This window comes from Methylobacterium sp. CM6246 (genome assembly GCF_054818005.1).
The window spans coordinates 2,092,785-2,113,734 of sequence record NZ_JBTXKY010000001.1 but is presented as its reverse complement, the minus strand read 5'-3'; the positions used below and the strand labels follow the sequence as shown (position 1 = coordinate 2,113,734).

Sequence of the window (20,950 nt, the reverse complement as noted above, 5' to 3'; positions counted from 1 at the left end):
GCGGCCCTCGCCCTTCCCCGGAAGCCGCCACGGCGACTTCCCGGCAAGGGCGACCAAGACGGGTGTTCCGCACAAGCCGAGTGTCCCGCTCGCGCTGACCCTTGGACCGAATCGATTTCGAAACACGACTCGGCCGTGACGCGCGTGGCCGGGCGCCGACACAACAGCGGCAGACGCGATGACGAGCCTGACGAACACGATCAGACCGGACGCACCGGCCCCGGCCTTTACGGCGGTCGGCGGCGACGTGCCGGACTATTTCGCGCTGCTCAAGCCGCGGGTGATGGTCCTCGTGATCTTCACCGCGCTGGTCGGCATGGTCGTCTCCCAGGGCCACGTTCCGCCGGCCATCGGCGTGATCTCGCTCTTGGCCATTGCGGTCGGCGCCGGGGCGTCGGGCTGCCTCAACATGTGGTGGGATGCCGACATCGACGCGGTCATGACCCGCACCGCGCAGCGGCCGATCCCGGCCGGGCGGATCTCGCCCGAGGAGGCGCTCGGCTTCGGGCTGTTCCTGTCGGTGGCATCGGTTCTTGTGCTGGGCCTCGCGGCGAACTGGCTCGCCGCCGGTCTGTTGGCCTTCACCATCGTGTTCTACGCGGTGATCTATTCGATGTGGCTGAAGCGGGCGACCGCGCAGAACATCGTCATCGGTGGCGCCGCCGGTGCCCTGCCGCCGGTGATCGGCCAGGCCGTCGTCTCCGGCTCGGTCGGGATCGAGTCGCTCGTACTCTTCGCGATCATCTTTATCTGGACGCCGCCGCATTTCTGGGCGCTGGCACTGATCAAGGCCGAAGAATACGCCCGCGCCGGCATCCCGATGATGCCCAACGTCGCCGGGCCGGCTTCGACCCGCCGGCAGATCGTCTGGTACTCGGTGTTCCTGTTTCCCCTCGGGCTTGCGCCCGTGGCGCTCGGGTTCGGCGGCCTGCTCTACGCGGTGATCGCCGTGATCGGCGGGCTCGGAATGCTGGCCTTCAGCGTCCGCGTCCTTAGGAATCGCACCGGCGATGCCGAGAAGCGGGCTGCGATGGGCATGTTCGGCTTCTCGATCCTGTACCTGTTCGCGCTGTTCTCGGCGCTGCTTGCCGAGCAGAGCTTCGGCCTCTTCCTGCCGGTCTTGGTCTAATCGCCATGCCGGATCCGGAAGTCCCCTATCGCCAGCTCACGCCCGTCGAGGAGGCGCGCCGGCGTAAGCGCTCGGTGGCCATCGCGTTGGCCCTGGGTGCGTGGGTCCTGCTGTTCTTCGTGCTGACGATCGTCAAACTCGGCCCGCAGATCCTCAGCCGTCCGCTCTGAGGGGCACGATGACAAAACCTCATTCCGATCCGCTTCGCGGCGCCAAGCGCACGGCGATCGCGTGTGCCGGCCTGGCGGTCGGCATGGTTGGCCTCGCCTTCGCGTCGGTGCCGCTCTACGACGCGTTCTGCAAGGCAACGGGCTACGACGGCACGCCGCGCCAGGGCCCGGCCCTTGCGTCGGCTGCGCGCACCGACGACAGCATGGTGGTGCACTTCGATACCAACGTCGCACCAGGCCTGAGCTGGAAGTTCGCCCCCGAAGCCAACACCGTCGAGGCGAAGCTCGGCGAAACCAAGACGGTTTTCTTCCGGGTGCAGAACACTGGCGCCAAGCCATCGACCGGCGTCGCGACCTTCAACGTCCAGCCCGGCCTGATGGGCAGCTACTTCGTCAAGATCGCCTGTTTCTGCTTCAACGAGCAGACGTTGCAGCCCGGCGAGACGCTGGACGTGCCGGTGGTCTTCTACGTCGACCCGGCGGTGCGGGAGGATTCGAACACCGCGCATCTTTCCGAAATGACGCTGTCCTACACGTATTTCGCCTCCAAGAACGGCCAGCCGGTGACGGCGGCGGTCGCGACCACGGGGGCTTCGGGCACGAAGCGCGATTTCTGATCGCGAACGCGTGACAACACAGGTCGGCACCGACTAAGTGTGCTGACAAGCTTGGGGGTCCCGTATGTGGCGCCCAGCCAAAGAGCGATAGGCCGGATGCCGGGAACGGCGCGGGGCGTCAGGGTGAGGAGCGACGGGACGATGGCCGAGGCGCACGCCAAGAATCACGATTTTCATATTCTAAGCCCGAGTCCGTGGCCGCTGATGGGCGCCTTCTCGGGCTTCCTGATGGCGTTCGGCGCCGTGTTCTGGATGAAGAGCCTCCAGATCGGTACCCTGACCCCGGGTCCCTACATCTTCGGGGCTGGCGTTTTCGGCGTGCTCTACACCATGTTCGCCTGGTGGAAGGACGTGGTGCACGAGGCCAATTCCGGCGATCACACCCGCGTGGTCCAACTCCATCACCGGTATGGCATGATGATGTTCATCGCCTCCGAGGTGATGTTCTTCGTCGCTTGGTTCTGGGCCTACTTCGAGGCGGCCCTCTACACCGCCGACCCGATCCAGGCCTCCCGGGTCGAGTTCACGGGCGGCGTCTGGCCGCCCAAGGGCATCGAGGCGTTCGATCCGTGGCACTTGCCGCTGCTGAACACCCTGATCCTGCTGACCTCCGGCACGACCGTCACCTGGGCCCACCATGCCTTGCTGCATGGGGACCGCAAGGGTCTCAAGTACGGCCTGTGGCTGACCATCGTGCTGGGCGTGCTGTTCACGGCCTGCCAGGCCTACGAGTACAGCCACGCCGAATTCGGCTTCGCGGGCAGCATTTACTCGTCGACCTTCTACATGGCGACGGGCTTCCACGGCTTCCACGTCATCATCGGCACGATCTTCCTGGCCGTATGCCTGTACCGGACCTACGCGGGCCAGTTCACCCCACGCCAGCACCTCGGATTCGAGTTCGCCGCCTGGTACTGGCACTTCGTCGACGTCGTGTGGCTGTTCCTGTTCGCCGCGATCTACGTCTGGGGCTCGGGCGTATTCCACGGCGCCGCGCACTGAGCGCTGCTATCCCGTCACCGCATGGCGGGGGTGTGAAAGGGCGGCTCAGGCCGCCCTTTTTCGTGTGAGACTCGGCGTGATCCCCATATCGAGGGAATGGCTGTGAGGCGGCGAGCATGCGCTCGCCTGGGCCGGTCTGGAGTGCTCACGTGGACCAACGAACCTATCCGCAGCTGCCGCCCGTCCCCACCGGCCTCCGCGGCCGGTGCCCCCGCTGCGGCGAAGGCCATCTGTTCAAGGGCTACCTGACCCTGCGGCCGTCCTGCGAATCCTGCGGGCTCGACTATTCGGGTTTCGACTCGGCGGACGGGCCGGCTTTCTTCGTGATGTCGATCGTCGGCCTTCTGGTGGTGGGTCTGGCTCTGTGGCTGGAGATCACCTACGAGCCGCCGATTTGGGTCCACGCGCTGGTAGCCGGCAGCCTCTCGATCGGTCTGAGCCTGATCCTGGTCCGGCCGCTCAAGGGCATGCTGATCGCCCTCCAGTACAGCAACAAGGCCGAGCAGGGACGTTTCGAGCAGTGAGTCGCACATCGCCGCGTGCGGCCGCCTGGCGTGACCTCGTCGCACCCGGGCTCGCATCCCTGATCGCGCTGGCGATCCTGCTGGGTCTCGGGACGTGGCAGATCGAGCGCAAGACCTGGAAGGAAGAGCTGATCGCCCGCATCGTCCGGCAGACGAAGGCGGAGCCTGTGGCGCCCCCTGAACCCGGCACCTGGGATCCCGGCCGGGACGAGTTCCGCCATGTGCGGGTCTCTGGCCGGTTCGACAACGATCGCGAGGCGCTGGTCCACGGACTTGCGGCCGGCGAGACGCCGGGCCGGGCGCTCCAGGGCTATTACGTGATCACGCCGTTTCAGCGCGCGGATGGCGGTGTCGTCCTGATCAACCGCGGCTTCGTGCCCACGGAGTTGAAGGCCCAGGCCGACCGCCGGGATGGCCTCATCGAGGGCCCGACCACGGTCACCGGGATTCTCCGGGCCAGCGAGGCGCGGGGGATGTTCGTGCCGGAGGCGGATCCGGCACGGGGCGAATGGTTCACCCGCGACGTCGACAGCATCGCTGCCGCGCGCGGGGTCGCCGACGCGGCACCCTACCTGATCGAGGCCGACGCGGTGCCGGGTCAGACCACGTGGCCACGGGGCGGTCAGCTGAAGGTCGATCTTCCGAACAACCACCTGCAATACGCCTTCACGTGGTTCGCGCTGGCGCTCTGTCTGATCGGCGTGTTCGGTATGTTCGCCTATCGACGCCTGAACGATTCGGATGGCGTCGGCACAGTGTGAGAATAAACCCGCCGCTGAGTGAGTTCGGCGCAGGAGAATGCAACAGGACGGGCGTCTAAAACGGCATCGCGTTCCTTTGACCCGGCATCGTCAACGCGGAATACTTTGCGTGTTCATTAGCGGTCGCGCAAGTCTGCATCTTGTATTCAGTTTGTCGCGATCCTTCGAAGACGCCGCGGGGCAACGTCCCCGCGCGACAGAGGTAGCGCGCCATGACCGACCGTTTCAAAGACACGCCGCCTGATCCGATCCGCTTTGCCTACTGGGTGCCCAACGTCTCGGGCGGCCTCGTGATCAGCAAGATCCCGCAGCGCACGAGCTGGGATGCCGACTACAACCGGCGCCTGGCACAGATCGCGGAGGAATCCGGCTTCGACTACGCCCTGACCCAGATCCGCTTCACGGCTGGCTACGGCGCCGAATATCAGCACGAATCGGTGGCGTTCAGCCACGCGCTGCTGGCCGCCACCTCCAAGATCAAGGTGATTGCCGCGCTGCTGCCAGGCCCCTGGCATCCCACACTGGCGGCCAAGCAGATCGCAACGATCTCGCAGCTGAGCGGCGGCCGGATCGCCGTCAACATCGTGTCGGGCTGGTTCTCGGGCGAGTTCCGCGCGATCGGCGAGCCCTGGCTCGACCACGACGAGCGTTACCGGCGCTCGGAAGAGTTCATCCGCAGCCTCCGGGGGATCTGGACCCAGGACAACTTCACCTTCCGGGGCGATTTCTATCGCTACACGGACTATACCCTGAAGCCGAAGCCGGCCGACCCGCTGCCGGAGATCTTCCAGGGCGGCTCGTCCCGGGCGGCGCGCGACATGGCAGCGCGCGTCTCTGACTGGTACTTCACCAACGGCAACACGCCGGAGAACATCCGCGCGCAGGTCGACGATGTCCGCGCGAAGGCCGCCGCAATCGGCAACAACCCGCGCATCGGCGTGAATGCCTTCGTGATCGCCCGCGATACCGAAGAGGAGGCCCGCGCCGTCCTCCAGGAGATCATCGACCACGCCGATCCGGACGCCGTGAAGGCGTTCGGCCACGAGGTGAAGAATGCCGGGAAAGCCTCGCCCGAGGGAGAAGGCAACTGGGCCAAGTCGGATTTCAACGACCTCGTCCAGTACAATGACGGCTTCAAGACCAACCTGATCGGCACACCGGACCAGATCGCCGAGCGGATCCTCGCGCTGAAGGATGCGGGGGCCGACCTCGCGCTTCTGGCCTTCCTCCATTTCCAGGAGGAGGTCGCGTATTTCGGGGCACATGTGATCCCCCGGGTCCGCGCACTCGAAGCCGCCCGCGAGACGCGCGCCGAGGCGGCCTGATGGCTGCCCGCCCGAAAGATTTCCGCCCCGTTCGGAGTGAGCCATCATGAACATCGCCGTCGACGCGCGCGCGCTCGACCCCCTGCCGCGCCAAGGTGTGCCGGGGCCAGCCAGCCCGCCCTCCCCCGCCCATGTGATCCGTGACGACACGGAGGCGCTGGCGGTCGCCCGGAACCTCGCCGCGGAGTTTCGACGCGGCGCCTCGGAACGCGACCGGAACCACGCGCGGCCCCTGGCGGAGCTCGACGCCTTCTCCCAGAGCGGGTTGTGGTCGATCAACGTGCCGAAGGCGTTCGGCGGCCCGGAGGTGTCCTACAAGACCCTCGCACAGGTCGTCGCGATCATCTCGGCGGCCGATCCGGCGATCGGTCAGATCTCGCAGAACCACCTCGGTATCGTGGCGTCGATCCGGACGGTCTCGGACGAGGCGCAGCAGCGTCTGCTGTTCGGGGCGGTTCTGCGCGGCACACGGTTCGGCAACGCGTTCTCCGAGCGCGGCACCAAGCGGGCCGCGGATTTCGACACCCGGTTCACCGATCACGGCGACCACGTGATCGTGCGCGGCCAGAAGTTCTACGCCACCGGGGCATTGCTCGCTCACCTGGTGCCGATCGTCGCCCTCGATGCGGAGGGACGGGCCTGGTACGCCATCGCCGAGCGGAACGCGCCAGGACTCACCGTGATCGACGACTGGTCCAGCTTCGGCCAGCGCGGCACGGCGAGCGGCACGGTGCTGATCGAGAATGTCCGGGTCGAGAAGACACACTTGGTGCCGGCCTGGAAGGGCTACGAGGCGCCCCGGTCGGACGGCGCCATCTTCCAGATCATCCAGGCGGCGGTCGATGCCGGCATCGGCCGCGAGGCCCTGGACGACACGATCGCGTTCGTGCGCGAGAAGGCGCGCCCGTGGATCGACAGCGGTCAGGAGCGGGCCTCCGACGACCCCTACACGATCCAGGCGGTCGGCGACCTCACCATCCGGCAGCACGCAGCGGAAGCCCTGCTCGACCGGGCCGGGCTCGCCCTCGACGCGGCGGTCGCACAGCCGGATGCGGAGCGTGTCGCGGCGGCCCAGCTCGCCGTCGCGGAGGCGAAGGTGCTGACGACCGAGGTCGCGCTGGCCGCCTCCAACAAGCTGTTCGAGCTCTCCGGCACCCGCTCGACGCTGGCTGCGGAGAACCTCGACCGCCACTGGCGCAATGCCCGGACCCATACCCTGCATGATCCGGTGCGCTGGAAGGTCGCCATCGTCGGCAATCACGCCCTGAACGGTGTCGCGCCGCCGTTCCACGCCTGGAGCTGACGCAGGTCCCGGCGGCCGGGCTGCTGGCACGGATGGAGCGTCGTCCCCGGATCATACCGCGGGCGACGTTTCTGGCTGGGTTTGATGCGCCGGCGTAGGGCTCGCGTGCTCCTAGAGAACCGGCAGGCCCCGGGCTTTGGCTTCCTCGCCCGGCTCCACGTGAATGGTCACGACCGCACCTGGGATCGTGGTTTCCAGGGCGCTCTCCAGCCGGTCGCAGATGGCGTGCGAGGCCTCGACCGTCATGCTGCCCGGAACCACGAGGTGGAAATCGATGAACGTGGCTTGGCCGGCCGAACGGGTGCGGACGTCGTGGGCTTCGAGCGCGCCCTCCCCGTGCTGCGAGATCAGCGAGCGGATCTGGCAGACCACGTCGGGGGACGCGGCCCGATCCATCAGGCCATCGACGGATTCGCGCACCATTCGGAAGCCCGACCACAGGATGTTGAGTGCCACGAGCCCGGCCACCGCCGGGTCGAGGGCCGGGTAGCCGGTTACCCAGACGGCGGCGACGCCCAAGAGTACGCCGCAGGAGGTCACGACGTCGGCGAAGACGTGGCGCGCATCTGCGATCAGGGCCGGCGAGCGCCACGCGCGGCCCCAGCGCATCAGCGCCCAGGCCCAGGCGGCGTTGATGACGCCCGCCCCGAGATTGATCGCCAGACCCACCGCTGGCGTGTCCAAGGGTTTTGGGGCGAGCAGGCCGAAATACGCCTCCCGCAGGATCAGGACGGCGGCCACCACGATGAGGGCGCCCTCGATCACCGCGGAGAAGAACTCCGCCTTGTGGTGGCCGTAGGGATGCTCGGCGTCGGCCGGACGCGCGGCGACACGCAGGGCCACGAAGGCGCCGATCGCCGCCACCACGTTGATGATGCTCTCGAGCGCGTCGGAATACAGCGCCAGGCTGCTGGTGAGCCAGGCCGCGTAGAACTTCAGCCCGGTGACCACCAAGCCGATGCCGGCGCTGAAGAGGGCTGCTTTCTGGGTCCGGTCCATGGGATGCGCCGATCACGAGTCGACGTGCCCATACGGGATGCAGCTTGCCTCAGGCCACGGCAAAGCTTCGACGCTGCCGAAAGAGTCTTAGCTTCGGCTATGCTTCGGTCGGACCGAGAGCCGGACTGCGGGCCGCCTCGCGCTGGCGGCTCCGCTCGGCCTTGGCCCGCGCCTCGGTCGCCTTGCGCATCAGGCGACGCCGCTGCCACGCGAAGCGCGCGGCGGTGGCCATCGTGTCGAGCCGCGCGGCTTCGCGGTCCCAGTACCCGACGAGCTGGCCGTCGAGGGTCATGCGGGCGGGACGGCTGATCCTGACCATGACGTTCAGTCCCGTGGCGCTGGCGGCTCGCCGGTCTCGGCCACGATCAGCGCGTCCGCGTCACCGTTGAAACTCCCGAGCCCGGAGTTCGGCACCGGTACGGCCGGGCTTCCGAAGGGCTCGCTGGGATAGGCCTCCGCGAACTTCGACCGTGCCTGATCCGGATCGTCGGCCTTAAGCACGATCTGTTCGGTGCCGGGCAGCGGCCAGCGCGGGTCTGCAGCATCACGGGGGCGCACGGCGTACCAGGGCATCGTTCGGGCGTCTCCGTCCTCGGTGTGGCGTGAACAGGCGGCGCGGCGAACCGGTTCCGAGGTTGAAACCGCGTCCGGTTCGGTGCAGGCACCCGGCGATGCGCGTGGACCTGTTCGATTTCGACCTGCCGGAGAGCTGCATCGCCCTGCGCCCGGCCGAGCCGCGCGACGGTGGGCGGCTCCTGGTCGTACGCCCCGGCGAGGATTTGGCGGACCGCACGGTGCGCGACCTGCCGGCAGCGCTGCGCTCCGGCGATGCCCTGGTCTTCAACGACACGCGGGTGATCCCGGCGCGGCTCAACGGCGTGCGCACGCGCCCGGGGGCGCCGGGCCAGCGCACGGAGGTGATGCTGCACCTGCGGGAGGCGCCCGCGCGCTGGCGCGCCTTCGCCCGCCCGGCCAAGCGATTGACCCCCGGGGACGCGATCCAGTTCGGTGCGCTCCAGGCCATCGTCGCCGATAAGGCGGAGGGCGGCGAGATCGTGCTGGATTTCGACCGCAGCGGCGCCGAACTCGACGCGGCGATCGCCCAGGAAGGCGCGCTGCCCCTGCCGCCCTACATCGCCGGCAAGCGCCCCACCGACGCCCGCGACGCCACCGATTATCAGACTGTCTACGCACGGCATCCCGGTGCCGTGGCGGCACCGACGGCTGGGCTGCATTTCTCGGACGCGCTGCTCACGGACCTCGACGCGGCCGGCCTGCGGCGCCACCACGTCACCCTGCATGTCGGCGCCGGGACGTTTCTGCCGGTCAAGGCGGACGACACCGACGCCCACCGGATGCACGCCGAGATCGGCATCCTCGATGCCGATACGGCCGCCACCCTCAATGCCGTCCGGGCCGCGGGCGGCCGGATCGTCGCGGTGGGCACGACGGCGCTACGCCTCCTCGAGAGCGCCGCGAGCCCCGACGGCACGCTCTCGGCTTTCTCGGGGCCGACCGACATCTTCATCACGCCCGGCTACCGCTTCCGCGCGGTCGACGCCCTGGTGACGAACTTCCACCTACCGCGCTCGACCCTGTTCATGCTGGTCTCGGCGTTCTCGGGCCTCGACACGATGCGGGCGGTCTACGCGCACGCGATCCGGAGCGGCTACCGCTTCTACTCTTACGGCGACGCCAGCCTGCTGTTTCCGGGCCCGCGCGCGGATATCCCATGACCGAGACCCTGCCCTTCGGCTTCACCCTGCACGGGCAGGACGGCACCGCCCGCACCGGCGCCATCGCGACGCCGCGCGGAGAGATTCGCACGCCGGCCTTCATGCCGGTGGGGACCGCCGCGACCGTGAAGGCGATGTATCCGGGGCAGGTGCGGGAACTGGGCGCCGACGTGGTCCTGGGTAACACCTATCACCTGATGCTCCGTCCGGGCCCGGAGCGGATGGCGCGGCTCGGCGGCCTGCACAAATTCATGAACTGGGACCGGCCGATCCTGACCGATTCCGGCGGCTTCCAAGTGATGTCGCTCTCGGCCCTGCGGAAGATCGACGAGCAGGGCGTGACCTTCCGCTCGCATATCGACGGCACCGCGCACCACATGAGCCCGGAACGCTCCATCGAGATCCAGGGTCTGCTCGGCTCCGACATCCAGATGCAGCTCGACGAATGCGTGCGGCTTCCAGCCGAGCATGCGGCGATCGAGAAGGCCATGCACCTCTCGCTGCGCTGGGCCGAGCGCTGCCGGGTGGCGTTCGGCGAACAACCCGGCAAGGCGATGTTCGGCATCGTGCAGGGCGGCGACATCCCGGCGCTCCGCGTCGAGAGCGCACGCGCGCTCACCGACCTCGACCTGAAGGGCTACGCGGTGGGCGGGCTCGCGGTGGGCGAGCCGCAGGCGGTGATGTTCGCCATGATCGAGACCGTTGAGCCGCACCTGCCGCAGGCCAAGCCGCGCTATCTGATGGGAGTGGGCACGCCGGACGACATCCTCGGGGCGGTGGCCCGGGGCATCGACATGTTCGACTGCGTGATGCCGACCCGCGCAGGCCGGCATGGTCTGGCCTATACCCGCAACGGCCGGGTCAACCTGCGCAACGCCCGCCACGCCGAGGATACGGCGCCGCTGGACGAGACCTCGACCTGCCCGGCGGCGCGCGACTATTCCCGGGCCTATCTCCACCACCTCGTCCGGTCGAACGAGATCCTGGGGATGATGCTGCTCACCTGGAACAACCTCGCCTACTACCAGGACCTGATGGCAGGCGCCCGGGCGGCAATCGGCGCGGGGCGGTTCACGGAGTATTGCGCCGCCACCCGCGAGGGCTGGGCGCGGGCCGAACGCGCTTCTGCCGGCTGAGGATCCGCGTCACGGATGCGCCAGCACGCGATAGGTGCCGTCCGGATCGTCGGTCCCGAGGCGGACGGCGTCTTTCAGGTCCGCCACGATCCGCGCCGCCACCGGCAGGCGGTAGTGCAGCGCATCCCAGTAATTGTCGTCCCGCGTGGTGATCGGCGAGGGACGGCGGAAATCCACCACCACGGCGCCGTGCCGGGCACCGATCTCCGCGACCCGCGCCTTGCAGGCCGCCTCCCGGCGGCCGGCCGGCGTGCCGGGCACCCCCTGCGCGACCGCGTGAACCGGCATGAAGGCGACGAGCTTCGTCGCGGTCCCGGGCAGTCGAGCGAGCAGGGCATCGAGCCGCGCCAATGCCGGCATCGGCGCATCCGGTGGATCGGCGGGCGTTGCAGGATCGCGCGCGCCGGCACGGATATGAGTGCGGGCGCGCTCGGGATCGTACAGCACCTCGGGCGGCGTGAAGACCGCATAGCCGTCGGACCTCAGCCGCGTCTGCACGAGGCCGAGGCGCGCCAGTCCGGTCTGCGCAGCGATCGTGAGCGAGCGGAGGCTGACCTGCCGGAGCACGCCCCAGGGTGTGCCGGCCTCGTAGAGCCAGTCCGGAAAGGCGTTGGCGCTGCGGGCCGGCGGATCGGCCGCGCACCAAGTCGCGTCGAGCCCGAATAGGATCGCCTTCACCGGCCGGTGGGCCACGAACAGCTCGGCCAGCCGAATTTGCTCATCCGGTGTCGCGGCGTTGACCGCCAGGTTGGCAAAGCGCGCCGCGAAGGCGGAATCGAGGGCGCCCGGGTCCAGCAGCCGCGCTGTCGAGGTGCCGAACACGGCGGCGTCGAAGGCACCGCCGCGGGCGATCTGCGGATAAGACAGCCGCTGGTTCGTATCCATGATCGGACCCGGCGGATGGCCGGGTGCCGCCCGTAATCCGTAGGGGTCGAGGATCGCGATGCCGACAACCACGAAGATCCCAACCAGCGCTGCGCCGATGAGGAATTGTCGCGCATAGTCCACCCACACGGACGCCGCCGCGGCGACGGGGTTTGGACCGGCTGGTGTTTCCAAGGCCATAAGCAGGGCGCATACTCGCTTCGGACCGAGCCGTCGCGGGAATTAGCGGTCCGTGCGGTGGACGGGATCAGCAAGGCGACGGCGGATAAGCAATCGCCATGGCGAGGTGCGTAACCCGAACCCACGCCTTGCGGCCCAGGCCGCCAAGTGCTGAAGCAAGAAAGCGGGAAGACCGTCAGCCCCGAGAGGAGCTTGGTCGGAGTGGCAGGATTTGAACCTGCGACCCCCACGTCCCGAACGTGGTGCGCTACCAGACTGCGCTACACTCCGAAGGCCGGCTTGCGTGTCCGCAACTGCCGGCAGCGGGCTTATAGCTGCGCCTTTCCCGTACCGCAAGGGCGGTTTTGGGCGGTCAGCGCAGACGGGTCGTCCAATCGCCCGCCAGATGCCGGACCGTGATCTCGGACGCCGCGCAGCGCAGCGCGGCCGTCGCGGCATATCCGGGACCGCAATCGAGTTCGGTGAGGGTCCAGTCGCCGGCCTGCTGCATGCGGAGGATCCTTGGGCGGGCGGGCGGCACGCTGACGCTGAAACGGTCGAGCGACATCGAGAGGCCGGCACCCAGCGCCTTCACCACGGCCTCCTTGCGCGTCCACAGGCCGAAGAAGGCGGGCTCCATCGTCTCGTGGGAGTGGAAGGCGAGGGCTGCGGCCTCATCCGCCGCAAAATGCCCGCGCGCGATGCGCAACGCATCCGGGATCGGCCGGATCGCCTCGACATCGACGCCGATGGCCGCGCCGCGCGCGACGCCGACGACCGCGCGTTCACCGGAATGGGACAGGTTGAAGTCGAAGGCGCCGTGCGCGGCACCGGCCAGGCGAGGCTTTCCGGCCCCGCCGGCCTCCACGCGAATCGCGCCCGGCGCGCTGCCCAGCGCCTCTCCGAGAATCAGTCGCAGGGCCGCGTGGCTCGCCTGGAACCGAATGCGGTCCGCCGCCCGCATGAAGCGCGCGGCGCGGTGGCGCTCGTGTGTATCCAGGACGGGCGCACACCGATCGAGCTGACCCGGCGACAAAGCCAGATCGACGATCCAGATGTTGGCCGCGCTCACGCGACCCATCGCGAGGTCCGGGCGTACGACGTAGGCTGTTCAGGGTGGGGCGGCACGGGTTCGATCCGGTGGCGGCGGGGGGAGGAGCATCGTCGTGCGGCACCGGGCCGACAAGTGCAGGGCGACTTGAGGGTTCGGCCGGCTCCGACAGGCGTGGCGTTGCCGAGCCTCGCGGGGCGGCGCGCCCGCTACGGCGTCTTCTTCGCGACCTACCTCTATCAAGGTCTGATCGCCGGCTTTTCCCTCACCGCCCTGGCCAACCACCTTACGGCGCGTGGGGTGTCGGCAACCGAGGTCGGGGTTCATTTCGCCCTGGCGGGGCTGCCCTGGACGCTCCAGCCGATCCTGTGGGGGCCGCTCGTCGACCGGTCCGCCGACCTGCGCATGGGCCGGCGCCGGCCCTTCGCGGTGGCAGCGCTTCTCGGGTGTCACGCGGCGGTGGCCCTGATGCTACTGCTCGACGCGGAACAGGTGGGCCTGCTCGGCATCGCCTTCCTGGTCCACAGCCTGTTCGCCTCGCTGCTGGATACCGCATGCGACCGGATGATCATGGACCACGTACCCGCGGCGGAGTTGGGCCGGGTCAGCGCCTGCACGCGCGCGGGCTTCGTCGTCGGCACGAGCCTCAGCGCGGCGATCCTCGGCTTGACGCTCGCCATGTACGGGCTGACCGTCAGCCTCTCCGTGCTGCTCGGGGCCGGTCTGCTGGCGAGCCTGCCGATGCTGCTCGTGCGCGAAGCACCCGCAGACGCGTTGCTGTCGCTTGACCGGCGCGGACCGGAGCCCCGACGGGTCCCGTTCCTGCGCTTCCTCCGCCGCCTTGGGATCGCGCTGCGCCGAAAGCGGGCGCTGCAGCTGCTGGCCCTGTGTTTCGGCCTCGACGGGGCCCTTGGGCTGTTCGAGCTGCCCTTCTCGGTCGACCTGCTCCAAGGACGCGGCTGGGAGCCCGCGGCCCTGTCCCGACTCCAGGCGGGGCTGGCGCTCGTGAGCGGCACTGCGGGCGCGTTCACCATCGGCCTGTGGTCCGATCGGGTCGGGCCGGTGCGGCCGCTGAGAATCCTGCTCGTGGCGAGCGCGGCGACCTTCGTGCTGGCGGGGGTGCTGATCGGTGCCGGCCTTCTCGGCTCCGCGGCACCGCTCATCCTGGCCCTGACCAACGCCTTGCCGGGTCTCTTGATCGTCGCGCTGATGCCCGCCCTGCTCCAGGCCAGCCGCGGACGCGCCGGCGCGGCGACGCAGTTCGAGGTCTACATGGCGGCGATGAATCTCGGCTCGGTCGCCGGGACGGCTTCGGCCGGATGGCTCGCCCCGGTGATGCCGCTGTCCGCCGTGGCAATCCTGGTCGCCACCGTGTTCCTGGGTGCGGCCCTCCTGGTCGGCCACGGCGAGTTGCTCGCCCCGGGCGGTTGAGGGAAATCGGGGATGTCGCAGGGCGGCCGACTCCCCCCGGGCCCGCGATGCGCTAGAACGCCCACATGCCAGCTGCGAAGCCCGACACGCCCGACCTCGACCTGACAGCCGAGGAGGCGCGCACCGAGCATGCCCGGCTCTCGGACGCGATCCAGGAGGCCGACAGGCTCTACTACCAGGAGGACGCGCCCGAGATCTCGGACGCGGAGTACGACCGCCTGCGCCGCCGGCTGGAGGAGATCGAGACCCGGTTTCCCGATCTCGCCGGGACCGGGGCGGCCAGCACGTCGGTCGGCGCCAAGCCCTCGGAGAAGTTCGCCAAGGTGCGGCACGCCGTGCCGATGCTCTCGCTGGGCAACGCCTTCGATGCGGAGGAAGTCGCCGAGTTCGCGGCTCGGGTCCGGCGCTTCCTGGGCTGGCCCGAGGACGCGCCCCTGGCCTTCACGGCGGAGCCGAAGATCGACGGCCTGTCGTTGTCGCTGCGCTACGTGACCGGCGCGCTCGAGACGGCAGCCACCCGCGGAGACGGCGAGGTCGGCGAAAACGTCACCGCCAACGCCCGCACCGTCCACGACATACCGGCCTCGCTCGCGGGGACCGGATGGCCGGAGATCTGCGAGATCCGTGGGGAGGTTTACCTGTCCCACGCCGATTTCGCCGCGATCAACGTGCGCCAAGAGGCGTCCGGCAAGCCGCTCTTCGCCAACCCGCGCAACGCCGCCGCCGGCAGCCTGCGCCAGCTCGATCCCGGCATCACGGCGTCCCGGCCGCTGAAGTTCTTCGCCTATGCCTGGGGCGAGCTCTCGGCACCGATCGCCGAGACCCAGTCCGGCGCCCTCGAACGGTTCGCCAGCTGGGGCCTGCCGGTGAACCCCCTGACCCGCACGTTCACCGACATCGACGCGATTCTCGGTCACTACCGCCGGATCGAGGCGGACCGGGCCGGGCTCGGCTACGACATCGACGGCGTCGTCTACAAGGTGGACGACCTCGCGTTGCAGAAGCGGCTCGGCTTCGTCTCCCGCTCGCCGCGCTGGGCGCTGGCGCACAAGTTCGCCGCCCAGGAGGCGACGACGGTGGTGGAGGACATCGTCATCAATGTCGGCCGCACCGGCTCGCTCAACCCCCTCGCGAAGCTGCGGCCCGTGACGGTGGGCGGCGTGGTCGTGTCCAACGCGACGCTCCACAACGAGGGCTACGTGAAGGGCGTCGGGGGCGACGGCGCGCCGATCCGCGACGGCCGGGACATCCGCGTTGGCGACACCGTCACCGTGGTGCGGGCCGGCGACGTCATCCCGAAAGTGATGGATGTCGACCTCGCCAAGCGCCCGGCGGATTCGCAGCCCTACGCCTTCCCCGAGACCTGCCCGGCCTGCGGCAGCCGCGCCGTGCGGGCGGTCAACCCGCGCACAGGACGCCCGGACGCGATCCGGCGCTGCACCGGCGGCCTGATCTGCCCGGCGCAGGGGGTCGAGCGGCTGAAGCACTTCGTCTCGCGCAACGGTTTCGATATCGAGGGTTTCGGCGAGACCTACATCGAGGTGCTGTTCGAAGCCGGGCTGGTGCGCCAGCCCGCTGATCTGTTCCGCCTGGATTTCGAGACCCTGAAGGCGGCCGTCGTGGCCCGGCGCGAGGCGCTTTCGGCCGAGCGGCGCGCCGAGGCCGGCGCTATCGAGCCGCCGAAGAAGGCCGCCAAGAAGAAGGGCGACGACGAAGACAAGGCGATCAAGAACCTGCTGGCCGGAGTCGAGGCCCGCCGGTCGGTCCCGATGAACCGGCTGCTGTTCGCCCTCGGCATCCCGCAGATCGGCGAGGCCACCGCCAAGGCGCTGGCCAAGCGGTTTTCGGACATGCCGTCCCTCATCGCCGCGATCAAGGACGCGGCGGCCGTGCAGCCGGGGCCGGACTGGGTCGAGCTGCGGTCCGTGGACAGGATCGGCGACACGACCCGAGACCGCCTGCTCGATCTCGGCTTTCCTGACGACGCACATTCCGACGCACCGTCCGATGCGCCGCGCGCGCGGCTCAGCGCCCCCCAGCGGGAAAACCTGCTGCAGCATTACGGCGATGCCGATGCCGTGCGGTCCGCCCTCGCCCGGGCCGCCGAGCAGAAGCCCGGGGACGCCTACCGGCTGTTTGCCGACGACGGCGAGATCGGGCCCGTGGCGACCGACGCGCTGATCCTGTTCTTCTCCGAGCCGCACAATGCCGACGCCGTCACGGCCCTGATCGCGGAAGTCACGGTCGCGCCGATGGAGCGTCCGGCGGCCGCCTCGGCCTTCGCCGGCCAGACCGTGGTCTTCACCGGCACCCTGGAGAAGATGACGCGCAACGAAGCCAAGGCGGTGGCCGAGCGGCTGGGCGCGAAGGTCTCCGGATCGGTGTCGGCCAAGACCGACCTCGTGGTCGCGGGCCCCGGGGCCGGCTCGAAGCTCAAGGATGCCGAGAAGCACGGCGTCCGGGTCGTGTCGGAGGACGATTGGCTCGGGATGGTGGCGCAGGGTTGAAGCGCTGGTCACGGGGGCTTAGACGGTTCGGGAACACCCCGAGAACGTTACACGGCATGGTCCACCCGCGATGACGGTCCTGGCCCTCGACTTCGAGACGGCCAACGAGCGGCGCGACAGTGCCTGCGCGGTGGGTCTCGCCTGGATCGCGGACGGGCGCGTCGTGCGCCGGGAGAGCCACCTGATCCGGCCGCCGGAGATGCGGTTCTCGCCGGGCAACATCCGGGTCCACGGCATCCTGCCCGCCAACGTGGCCAACGAGCCGGATTTCGCCGGCGTGATGGCGCCCTATCTCGGCGATCTCACCCGCGGGCTGATCCTGGCGCACAACGCCAGCTTCGACATCGGCGTGCTGCGCGCGGGCCTGGCCCGGGCCGGCCTGCCGGTTCCGGCTCTGTCCTATCTCTGCACCGTCCAGATCGCCCGCCGGGTCTTCCCGGCACCGGAGGGCTGCGGCCTCGGCAAGGTGGCCCGCCGCCTCGGAATCCGCTTCGAGCACCACGACGCCGGCGAGGATGCCTATGCCTGCGCGGCGATCGCCCTGGCGGCCATGCGCCAGACCGAGACGCCGGACGTCCACGGTCTCGCGGCGGCGATCGGCGTCCCGGTCACCCGGGTGACGGGCGGCCCGTCCCTCCCCCGCCGGGCTGCGGGAGCGATCAGCGACCGCGCGCTGGCCGCTTTCCCGGCCGCCCCCTCGGCGCTGAGCTTCTCCGTGCGAGGCTCGACCGGCAAGCGATACGACATCGTGCTGGAAGAGCGGACGGGCGGCCCGCAACTCAGATGCACCTGCACGGCGGGCCGCTACGGCATGCGCTGCCGCCACGTGAAGGCGCTGGAGGTCGGAGACATCACCGACCTGCTCTCCGACAACGCCGGCGATGTGGAACTGCTCGCCCGGATGCTCGGTGCGAAGCTCCGTGTCGCGTGATGAGGATCAGGCTGCCGCGAGGCAATGCTGAAGCACCGTGACTGGGCGCTCGACATCGCTCGAAGCCACATGCCGACGTCCATTTAGCCGGCGACGCAGTAAGCCGAGCCGTTCCCGGAGCGATCGGGAACGGCTCTCAGTCCCTGGTCTTATGAAGGTCTGATGAAAGATCAGGCTGCGCGCTTCTCCGCCGCGTAGAACGTTCCGCCCTGCTCGGCCATGGCGGCCAGGGTGTCGGGGACCCGGAAGCGGGGGCCGTGCTTGGCCTCCAGGCCGCGGGCGAGGGCCACGAAGGAGGCCGCCCCCATGAAGTCGATGTAGGACAGGGTGCCGCCCGTGAAGGGGGCGAAGCCGAAGCCCAGGATCGAGCCAACATCGGCCTCCCGGGGATCCGTGACCACACCCTCGCCCACGGTGCGGGCGGCTTCCAGCGCCTGCACCACCAGGAGCCGCTGCTTCAGCTCGTTGAAATCGACCGCCTCCGGGGTGATCCGGTTGGGCTGCAGGTCGGCCAGGCCCGGCCAGAGGCGCTTGGGTGCGCCTTCGGGGTAATCGTAGAACCCCTTGCGGTTCTTGCGTCCGAGCCGGCCCTGGCCCTCCACCATGGCGGTGAGGATCGTCTTCTGGGCGGGGTCGACCGCATCCGCCCCGACCTGCGCCTCGGTGGCCTTGGCGATCTTGAGCACGAGGTCGAGGGCGACCTCGTCGTTGAGCGAGAGCGGCCCGACCGGCATGCCGGCCTGGCGCCCTGCGCTCTCGATCATGGCGGGCGGCACGCCCTCGGCGAGCATCTTGTGCCCCTCCAGGATGTAGGCGCCGACGCAGCGGTTGGCGAAGAAGCCGCGGGCGTCGTTCACGACGATCGGCGTCTTCTTGATCAAACGCACGTAATCGAGGGCGGTGGCGAGCGCCGCGTCCCCGGTGGCCTCGCCCTTGATGATCTCGACCAGCATCATCTTCTCCACGGGCGAGAAGAAATGGATGCCGACGAACCGGTCCGGCCGCTGCGAGTTCTTCGCCAGGCCGGAGATCGGCAGGGTCGAGGTGTTGGAGGCGAAGATCGTATCGGCGCCGATCACTGCCTCGACCTTCTGGATCACCTCGGCCTTCACCTTGGGGTCCTCGAACACCGCCTCGATCACGAGGTCGCAACCGCTGAGCGTGGCGTAATCCGTCGTGGTGGTGATCCGGCCGAGCAGCGCGTCGCGGTCCGCGGTCTTGGCGCGGCCCTTGTTGATCTGGCCGGTAATCAGCGTGTGGGCGTAGGCCTTGCCCTTCTCGGCGGCCTCGATCGACTGGTCGACCAGGACGACCTCGATCCCGGCCTGGGCCGTGACGTAGGCGACGCCCGCGCCCATGAAGCCGGCGCCGATCACGCCGACCCGCTTCAGGTTGGTGGCCGGGACGTCCTTCGGCCGGCGGGCACCCTTGTTCAGCTCGCCCATGGAGATGAACAGCGTGCGGATCATCGCCGCCGCCTCCTTCGAGCGCAGGATATGCGCGAAGTACCGGCTCTCGACCCGCAGGGCGAGGTCCATGGGCAGCTGCAGACCCTCGTAGACCGAGGCCAGGATCGCCTTGGCGGCCGGGTAATTGTCGTGCGTCTCGCGGCGGTAGATCGCGTTGGCCGGCGGCCAGATCATCATGCCGGCGGGCGAGTAGACCTTGCCGGAGGGTGCCTTGAACTTCGGCACGTCCCAGGGTGCCACCGCCGAGCCGCCGTCGCGGATCCAGGCCTTGGCGCGCTCGACGATCTCGGCCTGCGGCGCCACCGCGTGGATCAGCCCCATGCCCTTGGCCATCGGCGCGCGGATCTGCTCGCCCTTGAACAGCATCTGGAGCGCGTCGCCGGTCTGCATCAGCCGCGCGACCCGCTGGGTGCCGCCGCCGCCCGGGAACAGCCCGACCTTGATCTCCGGCAGCCCGAGCCGTGTCTTAGCATCGTCCGAGGCGATGCGGTGGTGGCAGGACAGGGCGAGCTCGAAGGCGCCACCCAGGCACAGGCCCTGGATCGCGGCAGCGAACGGCTTGCCGCAGGTCTCAAGCCGCCGGAACAGCAGCGACAGGCGCCGCGACGCCTCGAAGAAGTGGCGCATCGCCACCTCCTCGCCCTGCTCGGCCTTCAACTGCTCATAGGCCCGGCCGAGCCCCTGCAGCATCGTGAGGTCGGCGCCACCGGAGAAGTTGTCCTTGCCGGTGGCGATCACGCAACCCTTGATCGCCGCGTCCGAGGCGACCCGCTCGATGATCTGCTCGAGCTGATCCATCACCGCTTCGGTGATCACGTTCATCGAACGGCCCGGCATATCCCAGGTCGCCACCGCAACGCCGTCTCTATCGGTCTCAAAACGGAAATCGGTCAGCGTCATCGTGCCGTCCTCCCAAAGTCACGCCGTCTAAAAGCCGGTGGTTGTACGTTAAGGTTGCATTGAGCGCCGTAGCGCATGATCCGCCGGTCGGGGGGTACCGACGGATTCGGCATATGACGAAGGACATTGGCTGCCGCGCATGCCGCGACGGGGCCGCCCTCGATTTCGACTTCACAATGGCGTTTCAGCCGATCCTCGACCTCGGATCCGGGCACGTCTGGGCCTACGAGGCCCTGGTGCGCGGGCCCAACGGCGAACCGGCCGGCACCATCCTCGACCGGGTCACCGACGCGAATCGCTACCAGTTCGACCAGGCCGCGCGCGTCAAGGCGATCGAATTGGCCGGGCGCCTGTTCCCGCGGGACAGCGACACGCGGCTGTCGATCAACTTCATGCCGAACGCGGTCTACGAGCCGAACGCCTGCATCCGCGCCTCGCTGGAGGCCGCGCGACGCGTCGACTTCTCGTATCGGCGGATCATGTTCGAGTTCACCGAACAGGAGCGGTTCCGCGACATCGAGCATGTGAAGCGCATCGTTGCCGCCTACCGCAAGCAGGGCTTCCTGACGGCGCTCGATGATTTCGGCGCCGGCTTCGCGGGGCTGAACCTGCTGGCGAATTTCCGTCCCGACCTGATCAAGATCGACATGGAGCTCGTGCGCAGCATCGACACGGATTCCGGCCGCCACGCGATCGTGTCCGGAATCATCGCCATCGCCCGCGCGCTCGGCGTCACGGTTCTGGCCGAGGGCGTCGAGACCGCGGGGGAACTCGATGCCCTGCGCGGTCTCGGGATCACGCTCGTGCAGGGCTATCACTTCGCCAAGCCCAAGCTCGAAGACCTGCCCCGGGTGGACGGCTTCGCCCATCGGGCGGCCGCGCGCGCGGCCTGAGACCAGCCGATCGCGCGCGGGG

Annotated in this window: 20 protein-coding genes and 1 tRNA gene; 14 read left to right on the top strand and 7 right to left on the bottom strand. The window is 69.1% G+C overall.

The window, feature by feature from the left end:
• The first annotated feature begins 178 nt into the window (after positions 1–178).
• From ACYQPG_RS10435 to ACYQPG_RS10400, 8 genes are all read left to right on the top strand, one after another.
• The gene (locus ACYQPG_RS10435) at positions 179–1,129 is read left to right on the top strand and encodes a heme o synthase (RefSeq protein WP_147908514.1); all 951 of its coding nucleotides are present in this window, start codon (positions 179–181) and stop codon (positions 1,127–1,129) included.
• A gap of 5 nt (positions 1,130–1,134) precedes the next feature.
• Positions 1,135–1,299 (top strand): hypothetical protein, encoded by a 165-nt coding sequence (locus tag ACYQPG_RS10430; RefSeq protein WP_187193554.1) that lies wholly within the window; start codon positions 1,135–1,137, stop codon positions 1,297–1,299.
• Between the two features lie 8 nt (positions 1,300–1,307).
• Positions 1,308–1,916, top strand: coding sequence for a cytochrome c oxidase assembly protein (locus ACYQPG_RS10425; protein WP_461230875.1), 609 nt, complete (start codon positions 1,308–1,310; stop codon positions 1,914–1,916).
• 141 nt (positions 1,917–2,057) lie between these two features.
• Entirely contained in the window at positions 2,058–2,918 is an 861-nt protein-coding gene (locus tag ACYQPG_RS10420) for a cytochrome c oxidase subunit 3 (RefSeq protein WP_147908516.1), read from the top strand.
• Between the two features lie 149 nt (positions 2,919–3,067).
• Positions 3,068–3,442, top strand: coding sequence for a DUF983 domain-containing protein (locus ACYQPG_RS10415; RefSeq protein WP_187193553.1), 375 nt, complete (start codon positions 3,068–3,070; stop codon positions 3,440–3,442).
• A complete protein-coding gene (locus tag ACYQPG_RS10410; protein WP_461230874.1) occupies positions 3,439–4,203 on the top strand; it encodes an SURF1 family protein in 765 nt (254 codons plus the stop codon). Before ACYQPG_RS10415 ends, ACYQPG_RS10410 begins: the two co-directional genes overlap by 4 nt.
• Positions 4,204–4,415: 212 nt before the next feature.
• On the top strand, positions 4,416–5,528 hold the full coding sequence (gene sfnG / locus ACYQPG_RS10405; RefSeq protein ID WP_147938229.1) for a dimethylsulfone monooxygenase SfnG: 1,113 nt from the start codon (positions 4,416–4,418) through the stop codon (positions 5,526–5,528).
• 46 nt (positions 5,529–5,574) lie between these two features.
• Entirely contained in the window at positions 5,575–6,831 is a 1,257-nt protein-coding gene (locus ACYQPG_RS10400) for an SfnB family sulfur acquisition oxidoreductase (RefSeq protein WP_461230873.1), read from the top strand.
• Positions 6,832–6,942: 111 nt separating this feature from the next.
• Here ACYQPG_RS10400 and ACYQPG_RS10395 read toward each other — a convergent pair whose 3' ends face one another.
• The 3 genes from ACYQPG_RS10395 to ACYQPG_RS10385 form a co-directional block, all read right to left on the bottom strand.
• Complete coding sequence (locus ACYQPG_RS10395) at positions 6,943–7,830, bottom strand: cation diffusion facilitator family transporter (RefSeq protein WP_419829362.1); 888 nt, start codon at positions 7,828–7,830, stop codon at positions 6,943–6,945.
• A 97-nt stretch (positions 7,831–7,927) separates the two neighbouring features.
• Positions 7,928–8,149 carry a hypothetical protein gene (locus tag ACYQPG_RS10390; RefSeq protein WP_461230872.1) on the bottom strand — a complete coding sequence of 74 codons (222 nt, stop codon included), beginning with the start codon at positions 8,147–8,149 and terminating at the stop codon, positions 7,928–7,930.
• Between the two features lie 5 nt (positions 8,150–8,154).
• Positions 8,155–8,403 carry a hypothetical protein gene (locus tag ACYQPG_RS10385; protein WP_147910704.1) on the bottom strand — a complete coding sequence of 83 codons (249 nt, stop codon included), beginning with the start codon at positions 8,401–8,403 and terminating at the stop codon, positions 8,155–8,157.
• 98 nt (positions 8,404–8,501) lie between these two features.
• Between ACYQPG_RS10385 and queA the strand changes: the two genes are divergently transcribed.
• On the top strand, positions 8,502–9,566 hold the full coding sequence (gene queA, locus ACYQPG_RS10380) for a tRNA preQ1(34) S-adenosylmethionine ribosyltransferase-isomerase QueA (RefSeq protein ID WP_461230871.1): 1,065 nt from the start codon (positions 8,502–8,504) through the stop codon (positions 9,564–9,566).
• On the top strand, positions 9,563–10,702 hold the full coding sequence (tgt, locus tag ACYQPG_RS10375) for a tRNA guanosine(34) transglycosylase Tgt (protein ID WP_147938234.1): 1,140 nt from the start codon (positions 9,563–9,565) through the stop codon (positions 10,700–10,702). The genes queA and tgt overlap by 4 nt, the downstream gene beginning before the upstream one ends.
• A gap of 9 nt (positions 10,703–10,711) precedes the next feature.
• Here tgt and ACYQPG_RS10370 read toward each other — a convergent pair whose 3' ends face one another.
• The 3 genes from ACYQPG_RS10370 to ACYQPG_RS10360 all read right to left on the bottom strand — a co-directional run bounded on the left by ACYQPG_RS10370 (position 10,712) and on the right by ACYQPG_RS10360 (position 12,827).
• Positions 10,712–11,767: a hypothetical protein gene (locus ACYQPG_RS10370; protein WP_461230870.1), complete on the bottom strand. Its 1,056-nt coding sequence runs from the start codon at positions 11,765–11,767 to the stop codon at positions 10,712–10,714.
• Between the two features lie 193 nt (positions 11,768–11,960).
• Positions 11,961–12,037, bottom strand: a tRNA-Pro gene (locus ACYQPG_RS10365).
• Positions 12,038–12,119: 82 nt separating this feature from the next.
• Positions 12,120–12,827 (bottom strand): 4'-phosphopantetheinyl transferase family protein, encoded by a 708-nt coding sequence (locus ACYQPG_RS10360; protein ID WP_461230869.1) that lies wholly within the window; start codon positions 12,825–12,827, stop codon positions 12,120–12,122.
• 144 nt (positions 12,828–12,971) lie between these two features.
• On the opposite strand from ACYQPG_RS10360, the gene ACYQPG_RS10355 reads away from it, so the two are divergent.
• The 3 genes from ACYQPG_RS10355 (at position 12,972) to ACYQPG_RS10345 (ending at position 17,666) form a co-directional block, all read left to right on the top strand.
• Positions 12,972–14,228, top strand: a complete 1,257-nt coding sequence (locus ACYQPG_RS10355) for an MFS transporter (protein ID WP_461230868.1) — start codon at positions 12,972–12,974, stop codon at positions 14,226–14,228.
• Between the two features lie 65 nt (positions 14,229–14,293).
• Positions 14,294–16,735, top strand: coding sequence for an NAD-dependent DNA ligase LigA (gene ligA / locus ACYQPG_RS10350; protein WP_461230867.1), 2,442 nt, complete (start codon positions 14,294–14,296; stop codon positions 16,733–16,735).
• A 70-nt stretch (positions 16,736–16,805) separates the two neighbouring features.
• Positions 16,806–17,666, top strand: a complete 861-nt coding sequence (locus tag ACYQPG_RS10345; RefSeq protein WP_147941180.1) for a 3'-5' exonuclease — start codon at positions 16,806–16,808, stop codon at positions 17,664–17,666.
• 170 nt (positions 17,667–17,836) lie between these two features.
• Here ACYQPG_RS10345 and ACYQPG_RS10340 read toward each other — a convergent pair whose 3' ends face one another.
• Positions 17,837–20,035, bottom strand: coding sequence for a 3-hydroxyacyl-CoA dehydrogenase NAD-binding domain-containing protein (locus tag ACYQPG_RS10340; protein WP_461230866.1), 2,199 nt, complete (start codon positions 20,033–20,035; stop codon positions 17,837–17,839).
• 113 nt (positions 20,036–20,148) lie between these two features.
• On the opposite strand from ACYQPG_RS10340, the gene ACYQPG_RS10335 reads away from it, so the two are divergent.
• On the top strand, positions 20,149–20,928 hold the full coding sequence (locus ACYQPG_RS10335) for an EAL domain-containing protein (RefSeq protein ID WP_147941178.1): 780 nt from the start codon (positions 20,149–20,151) through the stop codon (positions 20,926–20,928).
• Positions 20,929–20,950: the final 22 nt, after the last annotated feature.